Genomic DNA, 16,321 nt, shown 5'->3' with positions numbered 1-16,321 from the left:
AGCGGTCCTGTCCCCGGACCGCTGAGCGGACTTCTCGGGTGGTGCCGGTACGGGTCCCTTGACGCCCACCCGTTGCAGCAGTCCCCAGGTGAACTCAGCCGCGCACGCGTGCGGCACGCCCGACGCGTCGGGGGCCGTGAACGCCAGGCCCCAGCGGGTCGGGGCCGTGCCCTCCAGGGGCCGGGCGGGGGCGAAGGCGCGGGCCGCCTCGTCGACCGTGCAGCACCAGGGGGCCAGATCCTCCAGGGTCTCCAGCACCGGGGCCGGCGCGCCCGGGGCCCGGACCAGCCATTCGTTCCAGACGGCGCCGTTCGGGGCGAGCAGGACCTCGAAGCGCAGATCGGGCCACAGGGGCACCGGCCATTGCAGGGCCTCGCAGGTCAGATCGCCGATCCGGCGCTCTTGCGCGGACTCGGGGGCACCGAGCACCGAGCGGTGGCGGGACGCGGCGGACCGTGAGCGCGGGGCGTGCAGCATCGCCTGCCAGCGCCGGTTGGCCTCGCGCATGTCGGCGATGGAGACGCCCAGTCGGTGACGGGCCTCCTCGACCAGGTCAGGGTTGTGGTCGGCCATGCGGCGCAGCAGGACCAGCTGGAAGTCGAGCGGGGTGAAGGGGGTGGCGGGGCGTTTGGCCGGCATGGGGTCCATGGTCGCGCACCCGGCCCTCGCCCGGCCGGCGCCCGTCCGGCAGGAACGGCACCGAGTCGACGTACTGGCGTCCGCGCGGCGGCAGCACCCGGCGCAGCAGGCCCCGCGAGACGACGTACGACAGGCGCGCCGGTGCGCTTCCAGGGGCAAGGAGGCGAGCGGCACTCTGCTGGAGCCGGGCAGCCCCCAGCCCGTGCACCCCTGCTCGGCGAGCTGCTCGACCACCGGGACGACCGGCTGGATCGGGTCCGTCGCGGGGTTCGCCGTGGGGTCCGTCACGCGGACCTCCGAGCAGGGGCCGCCTTCAAACCATTGCCCGTCGAAGGGCACTATGACTAGCCTGTGTTCGTCATCCCGATCGTCTGTTGAAATTTCGAACAAAAGGGAGGGAGTCGGCTGTGGGACGCCTCGTACCTGCCGTGACCCGAGCTCTGGACATACTGGAGCTCTTTCTCGACGGGGACGGGACTCTCTCCGCCCCCGACATCGTGCGAAGACTCCAGCTGCCGCGCACGACCGTGCACGAACTGGTGACCACGCTCGCCGCCCGCTCGTACATCGTGCAGGTGCCCGGTCAGCCGGGACGCTACCGGCTCGGCGTACGCCCGTACCAGCTCGGCAGCCGCTACGCCGAGCAGCTCGACCTCGCGGCCGAGGGCCAGCAGGTCGCCCGCTCCGTCGCCGAGACCTGCGACGAGACCGTGCACGTGGCGATTCTCGAGGGCACCGACGTCATCTACATCGCGAAGGTCGACTCGACGCACGCCGTCCGCATGGTCTCGGCGGCCGGCCGCCGCCTTCCCGCGCACTGCACCTCCGTCGGCAAGATGCTGCTCGCCTCCCTCTCCGAGCCGGAGCTGACCTCGCGCGTCCCCGACGACGCCGACCTCGTCGCGATGACGCCCAACAGCATCACCGAGCCGGGCGCCCTGCGCGAGGCCCTCGCCGAGATCCGCAGTCGCGGGATCGCCGTGGAGAGCCGTGAGTCCAACCCGGACGTCAGCTGTGTCGCGGCCCCGGTGCGCGACCGCGCGGGACAGGTCGTCGCCGCGCTCTCGATCTCCGTACCGATGATCCGCTGGAGCGACGAGCGCCGCGACGAGCTGGAGCAGCTCGCGGCGAAGGGTGCCGCGGAACTGTCCGAGCGGCTCGGTCACCGGAACGTGCGATGACCGCCGTCGAGGTCGCCGTCCCCGCGCGCGCGGCGCTCGGCGAGGGCCCGACCTGGGACACCCGGGCGCGCCGGCTCATCTGGGTCGACGTCCTCGGCTCCCGGGTCCACACCTACGACCCCGCCTCCGGCCGCCGCACCGTGATGACGACCGAGCAGCACGTGGGCGCCGCCAAGCCCCGAGCGGGCGGCGGCCTGGTCGTCAACCTCCGCGACGGCGTGGGCCTCTACGGGCCGGCGGGGTCCGACGGATCCACCACCGCCGGACCCGAAGGGGCCACCGGAGCCGCCGGGGGTGCGTTCCGGTGGCTGCACCGGGAGCCCGTGCCCGGGCGGCGCGCCAATGACGCGGCCGTCGCCCCCGACGGCTCGCTGTGGTGCGGCACCATGCGCTACGACGAGGCGCCGGGCGGGGGCACGCTGTCGCGGATCACCCCCGACGGCACGGTCCGTCCGATCCTCGACGACGTGAGCGTCAGCAACGGCACGGGCTGGAGCCCCGACGGCCGCCGTGTCTACTACGTCGACTCGCCGACCCGCCGCATCGACGTCTTCGACATCGGCGACGATCGACTCCCGGTCGACAGGCGCCCGTTCGCGACCGTGGAGGAGGGATTCCCGGACGGTCTGACGGTGGATGCCGACGGCTGCGTCTGGGTGGCCCTCTGGGACGGCGGAGCGGTCCGCCGCTACACGCCGGACGGCGCCCTCGACCGGGTCCTCGACCTGCCGGTCCGCCGCCCCACCGCCTGCGCGTTCGGCGGTGCCGACCTCACCGACCTCTACATCACCACCGCGCGTACGGGCCTCACGGCACCGCACCCGATGTCAGGCTCCCTGCTCGTCGTCCCCGGCGCGGGCAAGGGCCTGCCGCAGCCGGAGTTCGCCGGCTAGCCCGCACTCGCCGGTCACGCCGCCGGTCAAGCCACGAGTCCCCGCCCAGGTGTCGGTCACCGGGCGGGGACTCGCGTTTTCGCGCCACCGTTTTTTGCGCAAACCATTGACGAGTAAGCGCTTCCTATCTACGGTCCCGTTCGAAGTTGCGATCATCTGCCGAAATTTCGAACAGTGGGGGCAAGGTATGGCACGACCTGGCCTGAACCGCAGGCAACTCCTCTCCGCGGTGGGCGGGTTGACGGTCGCGGGCAGTCTCGGCTTCGCCGCACTCGGCACCGGCGCGGACGCGCTCGCCTCCGGCGCGAGCACCCGGGTCCGCTACTGGAACCTCTTCACCGGAGGCGACGGAGCCAACATGGTCGCGATGGTGGACGCCTTCCGGAAGGAACATCCCGGCATCGCGGTCAAGGACTCCACCCTCACCTGGGGCGACCCGTACTACACGAAGCTCGCGATGGCCGCGGCGGGCAACCGCGCTCCGGACCTCAGCGTCATGCACCAGGGCCGCGTGCCCGGCTTCGCGCCCGGCCGGCTCCTGGACCCCTGGGACATGAACCTGCTCACCAAGTACGGCGTCCGGGAAGCCGACTTCAACCCCGTGCTCTGGAAGCGCGGCATCGTCGACGGCAAGCTCTACGCCCTGCCCCTCGACATCCACGTCCAGCTGAGCTTCTACCGCACGGACGTCTGCCGGAAGGCCGGCCTGCTCGACGCCGACGGAAGGCTGCCGACCGCGAACTCCACCGACGACTGGTTCGCCATGCTCAAGGAGGCCAAGAAGCAGCTGAAGGGCGGACAGCAGACCCTCGGCCTGCACGCCTTCGACCAGAACTTCTCCTGGTGGTTCTTCGTCGCCTTCTACCAGCAGCTCGGCGGCGGTTACTTCGACGACGAGCGCACCGACGTCACCTTCGACACCGACAAGGCCACCCAGGTCCTGGAGTTCCTCCACCAGCACGTCGCCGACGGCTACACGATCGTCGGCCAGGCCGACGGCGAGGCGTTCCTCGCCGGATCGCCGTTCGTGTGGGAGGGGAACTGGTCGGTGCCGTACTTCAGCGGCGAGAAGGTCGGCTACGGGGCCCAGCCGCTGCCCCCGGTCTTCGGCACCCCGGCCACGCACGCCGAGTCGCACTCCTTCGTCCTGCCGCACCAGGCCGACCGCGGCGGCCCCGCCAACGAGGGCGCGCACCTGCTGGCCGCCTACATGGTCAAGCACGCCACCGCCTGGGCGGGCGGCGGCCATGTCCCCGCCTATCTGCCGACCTTCCAGGACCCGGCCTATCTCAAGCTGACCCCGCAGAACGAGTACTCCCGCCCGGCCATGGAGCACCCGGCCACCGAACCGCGCATCTGGTTCGCCGGCTCCACCGGCACCCTCGCCAAGCGGATCGGCCCGGTCGTCGCCTCCTCCAACGTCGGCTCCGCGAAACCGGAAGCCGCCGCCCGCCGGATGAAATCCGTCCTGGAGGAACTGCTGGCCATGCGGAATCCGATGGACGGCCGGACCGCCGCCCAGGAGCTGAAGGGAACCGCGGCATGACCACCACCCTCGCCCCCGCCACGGGCCTGCGGCCCCGCGCGGCCACCGCGACGGAGTCCGCCCGCGCACGCTGGGGCCGCCGGTTCCAGCACGGCGGCTGGTTCGTCGCCCCGTTCTTCGTGCTGTACGGGCTGTTCGTCGTCGTGCCCGTCGTACGCGGCCTCTACCTCAGCCTCACCGACGCCAACATCTCCGGCGACCACACCCGCTTCATCGGCCTCGACAACTACCGCGAGGCACTCCAGGACCACCTGGTGTGGAACTCGCTGTGGCACAGCGTCCAGTTCACCCTCTACGTCGTCCCCTGCATCGTCGTCGTGGCGCTGCTCATGGCCCTGATCGCGCACCACATCACCCACCTCAAGTGGCTGTGGCGGCTGTGCTTCTTCGCGCCGTTCCTGCTCCCGTCGGCCGTGGTCGGCAACCTGTGGTGGTGGCTGTTCCAGCCCACCAACGGCATGGTCAACCACGTCCTCGGCATCGACACCCCCTGGCTCACCCAGAAGTCCACCGCCATGATCGCGGTCGTCGTCGCCACCCTGTGGTGGACGGTCGGCTTCTCCTTCCTGCTCTACCTGGCCGCGCTCCAGAACATCCCGCACCACCTCTACGAGGCGGCCGAACTGGACGGGGCCAACGCCTTCCAGCGGATGCTGCACATCACCGTGCCGAACCTGCGCAACATCACCGGCCTGGTGCTCGCCCTCCAGGTCCTCGCCTCGCTCCAGGTCTTCGACCAGGCCGTCGTCATGTACCAGTTCGGCCCGGGGCCCGAGGAATCGACCCGCACCTTCGTCCAGTACACCCTCGAACAGGGCTTCACCAGCTACCGCGTGGGCTACGCCTCCGCGATCTCCTTCATCCTGTTCCTCATCATCGCGGCCGTCGCCCTCGGGCGGATGTGGCTGCTGCGGCTCCGCGAGGAGGACGCCCGATGACCACCGCCGACCCGACTCCCGCACCGCGCAAGGCCCGCAGCACCTGGACGCCGGGACAGATCGCGCTGACGGCGGTCGCCGCCGCCCTGTCACTGGTGTGGATGGCCCCGCTGGCCTGGGCGCTGTCCACCTCTCTGAAGACCCCCACCGAGTCGGTGACCTCCCCGCACTGGATCCCGCAGCACCTCACGGCGGCGTCCTGGAAGAGCGTCATCGAAGCTGGCAACATCCCCAACTGGTTCGTGAACTCCCTGGTGGTGTCGGTCTGCGTCACCTTCGTCGTGCTGCTCGTCGCCGCCCTCGCCGGATACGGCTTCGCCCGCACCGAGTTCCGCGGCAAGTCGGCCCTGATGGCCCTGACGATGGCGGGCCTGATGTTCTCCCCGGCCATCCTCGGCGTCCCCCTCTTCGCGACCGTGCAGTCGCTCGGCATGGTCGACACCTACTGGGGGATGATCCTGCCGCAGTGCGCCCCGGCGGCCATGGTCTACATCCTCTACAAGTTCTTCCAGTCGCTGCCCCGCGAGCTGGAGGAGGCCGCGTTCATCGACGGCGCGGGCCGCTGGCGGATCTTCTTCACCATCGTCCTCCCGCTCTCCAAACCGTCCCTCTCGGCGGTCGGGATCTTCACCTTCATCGCCTCCTGGAACAACTTCCTGTGGCCCTACATGGTGACCAACAACCCCGACCTGATGACCATGCCGAACGGCATCGCCACCGTGCAGAACTCCTTCGGCATCATCTGGCCGCAGCTCATGGCGGGCGGCCTGATCGCGGGCCTCCCGCTGATCGTCGTGTTCGTCTTCTTCCAGAGCCAGATCGTGCGGGGCGTGGCCCACACCGGTCTGGCCGGCCAGTGACCGGACGAGGAGCCCCAGTTGACCGCACACCGACTCGCCGCCCTGCTCGCCGCGGCCGTCGTCGCCCTGCTGCCGACCACCGCACAGGCCGACGTCACCTACCCGGACCCGGGGCCCGTCACCGGACAGCAGATCATCCATGACCCCACAGTCATCCAGCTCAAGTCCGGTGGATACGTGGCCTATTCGACCGGCGGCGTGATCGGCGCCCGCCTCTCCCGGGACCGCGTCCAGTGGGACGACGCGGGCAACGCCTTCGCCGCACCACCGAGTTGGTGGTACGAGTACAACTCCACCGGCGACCCCTGGGCCCCGGACATCTCCTACCGCGCCGGCCGGTACTGGCTCTACTACGCGGTCTCCTCGTGGGGCACCAACCACTCCGCGATCGGCGTCGCCACCTCACCGAGCGGCCTGCCCGGCACCTGGACCGACCACGGCAAGGCCTTCACCTCGGACACCAGCGACACCTGGAACGCCATCGACCCGGCGGTGACCGGCGCCGACGGCCGACTGTGGATGACGTTCGGCTCGTACTGGACGGGCATCCGTATGGTCGAACTGGATCCCGGAACCGGCAGGGCCAAGGCCGACGCCCCCGTCCGCCACCTCGCGACCCGCCCGGACGCCCCGTACGCCGTCGAGGGGCCGTACGTGGTCCAACACGGCCGCTACTACTACCTCTTCGCCTCGTACGACGCGTGCTGCGCGGGCGTGAACTCCACGTACAAGATCAGGGTGGGCAGGTCGACGTCGGTGACCGGCCCGTACGCGGACAGCACGGGCACGCAGATGCTCGAAGGCGGCGGCGACCTCCTGCTGGCCGGCCACGGCCGCTACATCGGCCCCGGTGGCGAGTCGGTCTTCCGGGACGGTGGCGAGGACTGGCTGGCCTACCACTACTACGACGCGGACGACAACGGCACGCCCAAGCTGGGCCTGAACAGGCTGAGCTGGACGAAGAACGGCTGGCCCGTGGTCGGTTAGGGGCGGGACCGCACCACTGTGCGGCTCCGCCGCGTGGGCGAGACCCGTCACGACAGCCCCGCACCCGCCCACGAAACGGGGCCACCCCCACCATCTCCCCAAGGCACTCCCCGCCCGGGCCCCAAGGCGCCCCGAAAGGACACCATGCGTACCGCCCGCTTCGCCCTCGATCCCGCCTTCACCATCGGCGAGGTCAACCCCCGTCTCTTCGGATCCTTCGTCGAGCACCTCGGCCGCTGCGTCTACACCGGCATCTTCGAACCCGGCCACCCAGCCGCGGACTCCGAAGGCCTGCGCACGGACGTGCTGGAGCTGGTCCGCGAGCTCGGTGTCACGGCCGTCCGCTATCCCGGCGGCAACTTCGTCTCCGGCTACAACTGGGAGGACTCGGTGGGCCCCGCCGAGGAGCGGCCCCGCCGCCTCGACCTCGCCTGGCGATCCACCGAGTCCAACCGCTTCGGGCTCGGCGAGTACATCGGCTTCCTCAAGAAGATCGGTCCGCAGGCCGAGCCGATGATGGCCGTCAACCTCGGCACACGGGGGGTCGCCGAGGCCCTGGCGCTCCAGGAGTACGCCAACCACCCCTCCGGGACGGCCCGTTCCGACCTGCGGATCGCGCACGGCGACAAGGACCCGTTCGGCATCAGGCTCTGGTGCCTCGGCAACGAGATGGACGGCCCCTGGCAGACCGGCCACAAGACCGCCGAGGAGTACGGCCGGCTCGCCGCCGAGACCGCCCGCGCGATGCGGCAGATCGACCCGGACCTCGAGCTCGTCGCGTGCGGCTCCTCCGGACAGGGCATGCCGACCTTCGCCGAGTGGGAGGCGACGGTCCTCGCCGAGACGTACGACCTCGTCGACCACATCTCCCTGCACGCCTACTACGAGGAGACCGACGGCGACCGGGACTCCTTCCTCGCCTCCGCCGTCGACACCGAGTCGTTCATCGAGAACGTGGTGGCCACCTGCGACCACGTGGGCGCCCGCCTCAAGTCCACGAAGAGGATCAACCTCTCCTTCGACGAGTGGAACGTCTGGTACCAGAGCCGGCCCGACCCGCACCCGGTCGAGGACTGGCAGGAGGCCCCGCGCCTGCTGGAGGACGTCTACTCCGTCACGGACGCGGTCGTCTTCGGTTCGCTGCTCATCGCGCTGCTGCGGCACGCGGACCGGGTGACCGTCGCCTGCCTCGCCCAGCTCGTCAACGTCATCGCGCCGATCATGACCGAACCGGGCGGCCCGGCCTGGCGGCAGACGACCTTCCATCCGTTCGCACAGGCCTCGGCGTACGGGCGCGGTCAGGTCCTCGACGTCCGGGTGGACTCGCCGAGGTACCCGACCCGCAAGTACGGCGAGGCCGACCTGCTGCACGCCACCGCGGTGCGCGCCGAGGACGGCTCGGTGAGCGTCTTCGCCGTCAACCGCAGCCAGACCGAGCCGCTGCCCCTCGAAGTCGCCCTGAACCGGATGGGGTTGACGACGGTCGTCGAGCACAGCGCGCTCGCCGACGCCGACCCGGACGCCGCCAACACCCTGCACGACCAGGAGCGGGTCACCCCGCACCCGGTCGAGGGGACCACGCTCCGAGGCGGCACGCTGAGCGCCGTCCTGGAGCCGCTGTCCTGGAACGTGATCCGGCTGGCCTAGGACCCGTGCTGCGCGGTCGTGGGGCCGGGGGAGTCCACCGGGGCCACCGGTACTCCTCCGGCCGCGCTGCCCAGCAGCGTCAGTTCCACCCGGCCGGGGCCGGCGGGTGTGGTTCCGTCGGACAGCACCGCGAGGGCCAGTGTGTTGCGCCCGCGTGTGCGCAGCACCCCGTTGGGGAGGACGAACGTGTGCTGGGGCCCCACGTCATTGATGTACTGGCCCATGTTCCAGCCGTTCAGGAAGATCTGGACGCGATAGGCGCGGGCCGGATCGTCGGTGAGGGCGAGCCCGATCGAGGCGTCCACCCCGGTGTCCACGGCGAGTCGGAAGCCGGTGCGGTACCAGGTGACGCCCTGCCGCCGCTCGGCTCGCGGGAAGCCGCAGGCCTTCCAGCCGCCGTCCTCGAATCCCGGCAGATGCCAGCCGCGCCGCTCCCCGTGCAGACCTCCGGTGTTGAGCGGTCCGCGCACCGGGTCGGGGGCCGCCGCGCCCTGGACGCGCCAGCGGACCGCCGGAGCGGCCCCGGCGAGGGCGACGGCCGTCAGACCCCGGGCCGCCTTGTGCGTGTCGTTCGCCCTGCCGTCCTCGTCGTGCTGCATCCGCCGGACCAGGACGGAGAGCACATGTCTGTGCCCGTCCCGTGGCCGGACGGGAAAGGTGGCGGTGGCCGCCCAGGTCCCCTGCCGCACGGTCTTCTTGTCCGGCACCGGCATCCGGTGCGTGCCCAGCGGCTCACCGTCCAGCCAGGCCATCAACAGCCCCTGGGCGCCCGCGACATAGGACAGGGACACGGACTCCGCGCCGCCCGCGTCCGCGAAGTGCCCCCGGTACCAGACGTCGCCGTAGTGGAAGCCGTAGTCGTCGGCGAACAGCACGGGCTGCCCGGCGGGCACGGGAGTGATGCTGTACGAGGACGTCCTGTCGGCGACCTGCCACGCCGAGTCGTCGTAGCCGGCGGCCGACTCGGGATCGCCCTCGGCCCGGCGCCAGTCGGCCAGGGCGGGCAGCCGCACCCGGTCCACACCGGCCAGCGGCCGCTCGGCCAGCAGGCTCCCGGAGGTGGTGGCGCGGGACTTCAACGTGCCGTGATTCCATACGAGTTCGCTCATCCCGCGCGGTCCCCACACCTCCAGGTCCGCCGCCTCCACCGTGTCGCCGGTGAGCTGGACGGTCGTGCCGCGCAGGGCGGCCGTGCGCAGCAGCGCCGGGCCGCGCACCAGCACCGGACCCGACGGAGTGTCGTACCGCCACAGCAGGCGGGAGCTCTCGTCGTCGGCGAACAGCAGCAGGAGGGGTGCGGCGACATCACCGCCCTCCACCCGGACCCGGGTGACGCCGTCCAGTACGGCGTCGATCCGCAGGATCCCGTCCCCGTAGCTGTGCCCGGCGTCCCCGTCCAGCACGGTGACCGTCGGCTCGCTCGCCGACTCCAGACAGGTGCGCGTCGACTCGCCCGCCCGGCCCGTGAACACCGCGATGTCCTGCCGTCCTGCGGTCAGCCACAGCATCGGCTGAGCGGTCGAGTAGCTCAACTTCCTTCGTCCCAGGGCGATTCCGGAGGCGAGCAGTCGGGCGTCGAGGCCGGGCACCGGCACGGCGACTGTCGTGCCCGCGAGCGGGACGGAGGCGACGGACTCGGTGGCCGCGTCGTTGCGCAGCACATGGAAGTGCGCCTTCGTGTCCGGATTGACGAGGTGGTACGCCTTGATGCCGGGTCCGGCCTCCGGGGTGCCTCCGTCGGCCGGCTCGGCGCGGTCCAGCTTCGCCAGGTCGGGCACCGAGTGCAGCAGTTGGCCGATCTGGTGCATCGGCAGGAGCTTCTCGGTCGGCTGCCGTGCCTCGTCGAGGGCGGCCCCGTAGTCGTACGACGTGTAGACGATCGGCGCGGGCAGCCAGCCCCAGGACGTGCCGCCGAAGGTCATGTAGACGTTGTGGACCGTGATGCCGTTGGCGAGGTTGGTGAGGTAGAAGCGCCGCTCGTAGGCCGCGTCCCGGGTGCGGCGCGACTCCGCGTAGCCCAGGCCGTCGAACTCCGCCCCGCCCCACGGATCGAACCAGCCGCCTCCGAACTCGGGGATGAACCCCGGAGTGTCCGGACTGGCGGTCGAGCCGCCCTTCATGCCGCCGGGTCCGAAGTACCCCCAGTCCGGTGGTGTCTTGAAGGGGGAGGGGTAGCCGTCGAAGCCGTAGAGGTAACGCCCCCGCTCACCGTCCGTGTCGAAGGTGCCCGGGGCCCAACGGCCGTTCCTGCCCTTGTCGTTGTGGAAGAGTGGCACGTCGATGCCGTCCGCCCGCACTTTCGCGTACAGGTGCGCCATGTAGTCGCGTCCGGCGGGCTCGGTCACGTGGTCGTCGTACTCGTTCTCCAGTTGGTAGAGCACGATCGTGCCGCCGCCGTCGGTGTAGAGGTGGCGGGCGGCGATGCGGTCGACGGCGGTCAGCCACTCGTCGACGTGCTTCAGATAGGCCGGGTCCGAGGTGCGGGCCACCCCCGGGGTGGCGGTCAGCCAGCCGGGGAAGCCGCCCGCGTCGACCTCGGCGTTGATGTACGGGCCGGGGCGCAGGATGACGTACAGCCCGGTCTCGGCGGCGGTCCGCAGGAACAGGTCGAGGTCGCGGACCCCGGTGAAGTCGTACTGCCCGGGTGCGGGGGAGTGGTAGTTCCACGCGACGTAGATGCTGATCGCGTTGTACCCGTGGGCGCGCAGTTTCTGCAGGACGTCCCGCCACAGGGACGGGCTCGGCAGCCGGAACGGATGGACCTCTCCGGACCAGATCACCAGGCGCCTGCCGTCGATCAGCATCGAGTAGCGGTCGAAACCGACCGTGTGTGTCCTGCCGTCGGCGGTGGGCGGTGCGGGGGCGGGGCCGGTGGGTGCGAGAGGCGTCCTTCCTGCCGCGCGCGCCTCGTCGCCCCCGCTGCCGCTCAGCGAGAGACCGAGCGCGGCGGTGCCGGCGAGTGCGCTGAAGGTACGTCTGCTCAACACCATGCGGGTCTCCCGGGGACGGCGACGGGGGTTCCCCGCTCGGTCCGAGCCCGAGAACCCGGGGGAAGGTGCGGCCATTGTCCACAGGAGCAGGTCATTTGATGGTCATATGACGATCTAGGCGCGGGGGAATTACGCGGTATGGGCGCGGCCGGGGGCGGCCCGCATGGTCGCGGGCCGCCCCCGGCCTCCGTGGGGGGAAGGGGCGGGTCAGCTCGTCTCGACGCCGAGCGTCAGGGTGCCGGTGTAGCCGGCGGAGGCGGTGCTGCCGAGGGCCGTCAGGGTCAGGAGGCCGGAGGAGGCGCCTCCGTCGTCGTAGATGGAGTCCTGGGCGAGGGTGGTGCGGGTGACCTTGTTGGTCGAGTACGGGGACACCTTGGCCATCGCCGTCGTGATCGTCTCGCTGCAGAAGAGCTGGCCGGTGTGGAGTTCCCTGCCGCCGGTGAAGGAGCCGTCGGAGGTGAGGGTGACGCCGGTGTGCACCTTGACGTGGATGTGCACGCAGCGGCCCCGGTACCAGCCGGGGTAGATCGTGGTGATGTTCGCGACGCCGGACGCGTTCGTCAGGACGCCGCCGCGCAGGAACGTGCCGTCGTCCGGTTCGCTGTGGCCGTTGTTGCCGACGAAGCCGGAGTACTCGCCGAGCGCGTCGCAGTGCCAGATCTCGACGAGGGCGTTGCTGATGGCCGCGCAGGTGTCGTCGTCGACGACGGTGAGCACCAGCTTGAGCGGGGCGCCGGCCTTGCCTTCGGTGACGTCGGCGCGGACGAGCTGTCCGTCGAGGTAGTAGGGACCTTCGGTCATCTCCTTGGTGAGGGTGCAGACGGCTGCCGCCGCGGCGGCGGGGACCGCGTCGTCCGCCACGTCGGTGGCGGGGGCGAGGGCGGGGGCGGGGGCGGCGGGTGCCGCCGCGCCCACGGCCAGTGCCGCGGCCGTGACGCCGGTGGCGATCAGTACGGTTCGGCGCCCGAGCGGGGCCTCTGACATGTCTTTCGAGGGGGAATCTGTCATGAACACGGCACCGTAGGAGTGGATGCTGTCGGTCAGCTGTCAGTTCCGCAAAGTGACAGCCCGTCAAGCTCCTTGTTGGACACCTTGCGGGGTCCCCGACTCGGCGTGGCGTCCTCGCGGTCGACGTGGCAGGACCGCGAGGGGGCAGCCGCCTCGGCGCGGGGGACGCGCCGGTCTCCGGCCGCACAGGGGAGTGACGGGATACGGGGACAGGTGAACGGCGAAGGCGTCGGTGCCCCGGTTCCGCGGGCACCGCGCTGTGGTGTCCGGCGCCGGAGTTCGCGGCTCGGGACACAGGGGTCCTCCGGCGCCGGGCGGGCGTACTTCTGCCCTGCCCGCGCCGTCGGTGACGGGCGGTTCCTGTCGGCCGGCCGGTGGCCGGCCGTGCGGAGGTCCGCCCGGCGATATGAGCGGCCTGCTAACCGGCCTGGTTGTAGAGCATCGCGCCTACGGCTCCCCAGCCGCCGTCCGCCTGCGGTGGCGGTGGTTCCGGCTGTGTCCTGCCCCGGACCTGGGCCGCCGTCAGGCCGCCCTGCGCACCCATGGAGGCGCCGTTCGCCATGCCGGGCATGCCTGTCTGGGCGGCCGGCTGGAGACCGGCGGGCTGGGCCGGTGCGGTCATCGCCGCGGGCGGCATCTGGGCCGGCATCGCACCCGGGCCCTGGGCCGCGGCCGGCCAGTTGGTGGGCTGCGGAGCGGGGTAGCCCGGGGCCGCCACGGGCTGCTGCTGGGCGGGATAGCCAGGGGCCGCCACAGGCTGCTGCTGGGCGGGATAGGGCGAAGCGGCGGCGGGCTGCTGGGCGGGATAGGGCGAGGCCGCGGCGGGCCGCGCCGGCGGACCGGGCGGCAGGCTGGGCTGCGGGGCGGCCGCCGCCACCGGCTGGGCCTGAGCGGGCTGTCCGGGCCAGACGTTCGCCTGCGCGGCCAGCCCCTGCATGCCCGCTCCGTTGGTCGCGCCGACGAGACGGTCCACCATGGCCGTACCCGAGCTGTAGCCGGTCCCGTTGCTCAGCTCGGGTACGGCGGTTTCCTTCCTGGACCCGTAGAGCACCTGTTCCAGGCCGGCCACCAGGCGGCGTACATCCGTCTGCGGACGTACCACGAGTCTCAGGAAGCGGCTGGACGAGCCGACCTTGTTGCCGCACTCACGGACCAGGATGCGGTGCTCGGTGAGCAGCCGGTCCCGGACCACGGTGCCCTCGGCGCCGACGGGGAGGCGTACGAACAGGAAGTTGCCCTGCGAGGGGTAGATCGTCAGGCCGGGCAGCGCGGAGAGCTGGCGGGCCATGTCGAGCCGGTCGCGGCGGACCATGTGCAGGCTCTCCATGTACTCCTTGCCGTGGTTCTTGAGCATGAACACCACGGTCTCCGCGAAGGAGTTGAGGTTCCACTTCGGCAGCATCGAGCGGACCTTGCCCGCCAGCGAGGGGTTGGCGACCATGTAGCCGAAGCGGATGCCGTGCAGGCCGAAGTTCTTGCCGAGGCTGCGCAGCACGATGACGTTGGGCCGCATGACCGCGTCCTCGACCACGCTGGGCTCGGACTCGGCGTCGGCGAACTCCAGGAACGACTCGTCGATGATGACCAGGTCCAGGTCGGCCATCGCGTCCATGAACTGGATGAGCGACTGGCGGGGCAGGAAGCCGCCGTCGGGGTTGTTCGGGTTGCAGATGACGGCGACCTTGGTGCCGCGGGCGCGGATGAACTTGGCGTACGCGGCGAGGTCGAGCGCGAAGCCGGTGGACTCCTGGAGCGGGAACATGTCGACCCGCTTGCCGGTCTCCATCGGCTGGTCGGTCCAGCGGCCGAACGTGGGGACAGGTATCGCGAGGGACTCACGGACCAGCAAGTGATCGATCCATGTGATGAGTTCGGTCGAACCGTTGCCCATCGCGACGCACTGCGGCGGAAGTTGGAGCAGCGAGCACAGCTCACTGGTGATCGTGTCGGCGCTGCTCGGGTAGTAGGTGATGATCTCGCGCAGCCGGCTCGCGAGTTCGTCGAACATCGCGGGCGTGGGGAAGTACGGGTTGCAGGGAATACAGAAATCCACCGGGCCGGCTCCGTCGCCCTCCCGCGTCAGTGCGGCCATCGACGGACTGTGCGCCGCGGTGCCGCGAAAGAGCGAGGTGACATTGCCTGCCATGGAACCTCCGTATGGGCGAGCCCGCTGGGGAGGACGGGCCCTCCGTCTTTGGGTGGCCCGCGCGGGGGAGCACGGGCCGCCCTCTCATACGGAGACGGAAGTGGCGCTGTTCAATTGCCGCGCAGTCGTGTGGATTTTGTGAACCGGCTGTGAGGTCCGGTCACGGACCCGACACATGCACCCGTGGGGTCCGGTCACGGACCCGACGGGTGCATGTATGAGGTCCGGTCACGAACCCGACGCACGCACCCGTGGGGTCCGGTCACGAACCGGCACATGCACCGGTGAGGACCGGTCACGCGCCGAACGCACGCACCGGTGAGGACCGGTCAGCCACCGAACGAGTGCACCGTGGAGGTCCGGTAGGTCTGCCCCGGCCGCAGCACCGTCGACGGGAACGACGGGTGGTTCGGGGAGTCCGGGAAGTGCTGGGTCTCCAGGCACAGGGCGTCGCCCTGCCGGTAGATGTGACCGCCGGTGCCGACCAGGGTGCCGTCCAGGAAGTTGCCCGAGTAGAACTGCAGGCCGGGCTCGGTCGTCGCGATGCTCAGGGTGCGCCCGGAGGACGGATCGCGGAGCGTCGCGACATGCCGGGGCTTCGCCGTGATGCCCTTGTCGAGAACCCAGTTGTGGTCGATGCCCTTGCCGTACAGGAGCTGCTGGTGCGCCACCCGGATGTCCCTGCCGACGGTCTTCGTCCGGCGGAAGTCGAAGGGGGTGCCGGCGACCCCGGCCAGTTCACCGGTGGGGATCAGGCCCGAGTCGACGGGGGTGAAGCGGGCGGCCGCGATCTCCAGCTCGTGGTCGTAGATCGAGCCGCTGCCCTCACCGGCGAGGTTCCAGTAGACATGGCTGGTGAGGTTGACGACGGTGGCCTTGTCGGTGGTGGCCTCGTAGTCGATGCGCCAGTCGCCGTGCCCGGTCAGGGTGTAGGTGACCTTCGCCCTGAGCGTGCCGGGGTAGCCCATCTCGCCGTCGATGCTGGTGTAGTGCAGGACGAGTCCGACGTCGGAGCCCGAGGTGAAGCCCTCCACGTCCCAGACGTGCTTGTCGAAGCCCTTGGCGCCGCCGTGCAGGCTGTTGGCGCCGTCGTTGACGGAGAGCTGGTAGCTCTTGCCGTCCAGGGTGAACTGCCCCTTGCCGATGCGGTTGCCGTACCGGCCGATCAGCGCGCCGAAGTACGGGCTGCTCGCGACGTAGTCGTCGATGTTGTCGAAGCCCAGCGCGACGTTCTTGTACCTGCCGTGCCGGTCGGGTATCTCCAGGGACTGGACGATTCCGCCGTACGACAGGACCTTGAGCCGCGTCCCGCCGTTCTCCAGCGACCACCGGTGGACCTTCGTCCCGTCGGCGAGCTTGCCGAAGAGCTCCTTCTCGGGCTTCCTGCCGCCAGAGGCGTGCGCTGTGCCGATGGTGGCCGCGGTTAATCCCGCTGCCGCCGCTCCTGCGATGACCGTACGTCTGCTCATGTCCACTGCGGCTCCTG

Annotated in this window: 11 protein-coding genes and 1 pseudogene; 7 read left to right on the top strand and 5 right to left on the bottom strand. The window is 70.8% G+C overall.

From position 1 onward, the window contains the following. Positions 1 to 54: 54 nt before the first annotated feature. Positions 55 to 648, bottom strand: a pseudogene (locus N4G66_RS04115) (hypothetical protein); the annotation flags it as partial. Between the two features lie 398 nt (positions 649 to 1,046). Here N4G66_RS04115 and N4G66_RS04105 point away from each other — a divergent pair. The 7 genes from N4G66_RS04105 to arfA all read left to right on the top strand — a co-directional run bounded on the left by N4G66_RS04105 (position 1,047) and on the right by arfA (position 8,691). Beyond that, a complete protein-coding gene (locus N4G66_RS04105; RefSeq protein ID WP_261702541.1) occupies positions 1,047 to 1,820 on the top strand; it encodes an IclR family transcriptional regulator in 774 nt (257 codons plus the stop codon). Further along, positions 1,817 to 2,713, top strand: a complete 897-nt coding sequence (locus N4G66_RS04100; protein WP_261702540.1) for an SMP-30/gluconolactonase/LRE family protein — start codon at positions 1,817 to 1,819, stop codon at positions 2,711 to 2,713. The genes N4G66_RS04105 and N4G66_RS04100 overlap by 4 nt, the downstream gene beginning before the upstream one ends. A gap of 187 nt (positions 2,714 to 2,900) precedes the next feature. Beyond that, entirely contained in the window at positions 2,901 to 4,259 is a 1,359-nt protein-coding gene (locus N4G66_RS04095; protein WP_261702539.1) for an extracellular solute-binding protein, read from the top strand. Next, positions 4,256 to 5,197 carry a carbohydrate ABC transporter permease gene (locus tag N4G66_RS04090; RefSeq protein WP_261702538.1) on the top strand — a complete coding sequence of 314 codons (942 nt, stop codon included), beginning with the start codon at positions 4,256 to 4,258 and terminating at the stop codon, positions 5,195 to 5,197. The genes N4G66_RS04095 and N4G66_RS04090 overlap by 4 nt, the downstream gene beginning before the upstream one ends. Next, the gene (locus N4G66_RS04085) at positions 5,194 to 6,057 is read left to right on the top strand and encodes a carbohydrate ABC transporter permease (RefSeq protein WP_261702537.1); all 864 of its coding nucleotides are present in this window, start codon (positions 5,194 to 5,196) and stop codon (positions 6,055 to 6,057) included. The genes N4G66_RS04090 and N4G66_RS04085 overlap by 4 nt, the downstream gene beginning before the upstream one ends. Positions 6,058 to 6,075: 18 nt before the next feature. Next, the gene (locus N4G66_RS04080; RefSeq protein WP_261702536.1) at positions 6,076 to 7,044 is read left to right on the top strand and encodes an arabinan endo-1,5-alpha-L-arabinosidase; all 969 of its coding nucleotides are present in this window, start codon (positions 6,076 to 6,078) and stop codon (positions 7,042 to 7,044) included. Positions 7,045 to 7,188: 144 nt separating this feature from the next. Beyond that, positions 7,189 to 8,691 carry an arabinosylfuranosidase ArfA gene (arfA, locus tag N4G66_RS04075; protein WP_261702535.1) on the top strand — a complete coding sequence of 501 codons (1,503 nt, stop codon included), beginning with the start codon at positions 7,189 to 7,191 and terminating at the stop codon, positions 8,689 to 8,691. Here arfA and N4G66_RS04070 read toward each other — a convergent pair. The 4 genes from N4G66_RS04070 to N4G66_RS04055 form a co-directional block, all read right to left on the bottom strand. Continuing rightward, positions 8,688 to 11,681 (bottom strand): beta-galactosidase, encoded by a 2,994-nt coding sequence (locus N4G66_RS04070; protein WP_261702534.1) that lies wholly within the window; start codon positions 11,679 to 11,681, stop codon positions 8,688 to 8,690. The genes arfA and N4G66_RS04070 overlap by 4 nt on opposite strands. Positions 11,682 to 11,888: 207 nt before the next feature. After that, positions 11,889 to 12,665: an intradiol ring-cleavage dioxygenase gene (locus tag N4G66_RS04065; RefSeq protein ID WP_391858751.1), complete on the bottom strand. Its 777-nt coding sequence runs from the start codon at positions 12,663 to 12,665 to the stop codon at positions 11,889 to 11,891. 442 nt (positions 12,666 to 13,107) lie between these two features. Then, the gene (locus tag N4G66_RS04060) at positions 13,108 to 14,835 is read right to left on the bottom strand and encodes a pyridoxal phosphate-dependent aminotransferase (RefSeq protein WP_261702532.1); all 1,728 of its coding nucleotides are present in this window, start codon (positions 14,833 to 14,835) and stop codon (positions 13,108 to 13,110) included. Between the two features lie 329 nt (positions 14,836 to 15,164). Further along, a complete protein-coding gene (locus tag N4G66_RS04055) occupies positions 15,165 to 16,310 on the bottom strand; it encodes an aldose epimerase family protein (RefSeq protein ID WP_261702531.1) in 1,146 nt (381 codons plus the stop codon). Positions 16,311 to 16,321: the final 11 nt, after the last annotated feature.

Source organism: Streptomyces rhizosphaerihabitans, from assembly GCF_025399795.1.
GTDB classification, from domain to species: Bacteria; Actinomycetota; Actinomycetes; order Streptomycetales; family Streptomycetaceae; genus Streptomyces; species Streptomyces rhizosphaerihabitans.
The sequence above is the reverse complement of the archived record's forward strand: the minus strand, read 5'-3'. Positions and strand labels throughout refer to the sequence as shown.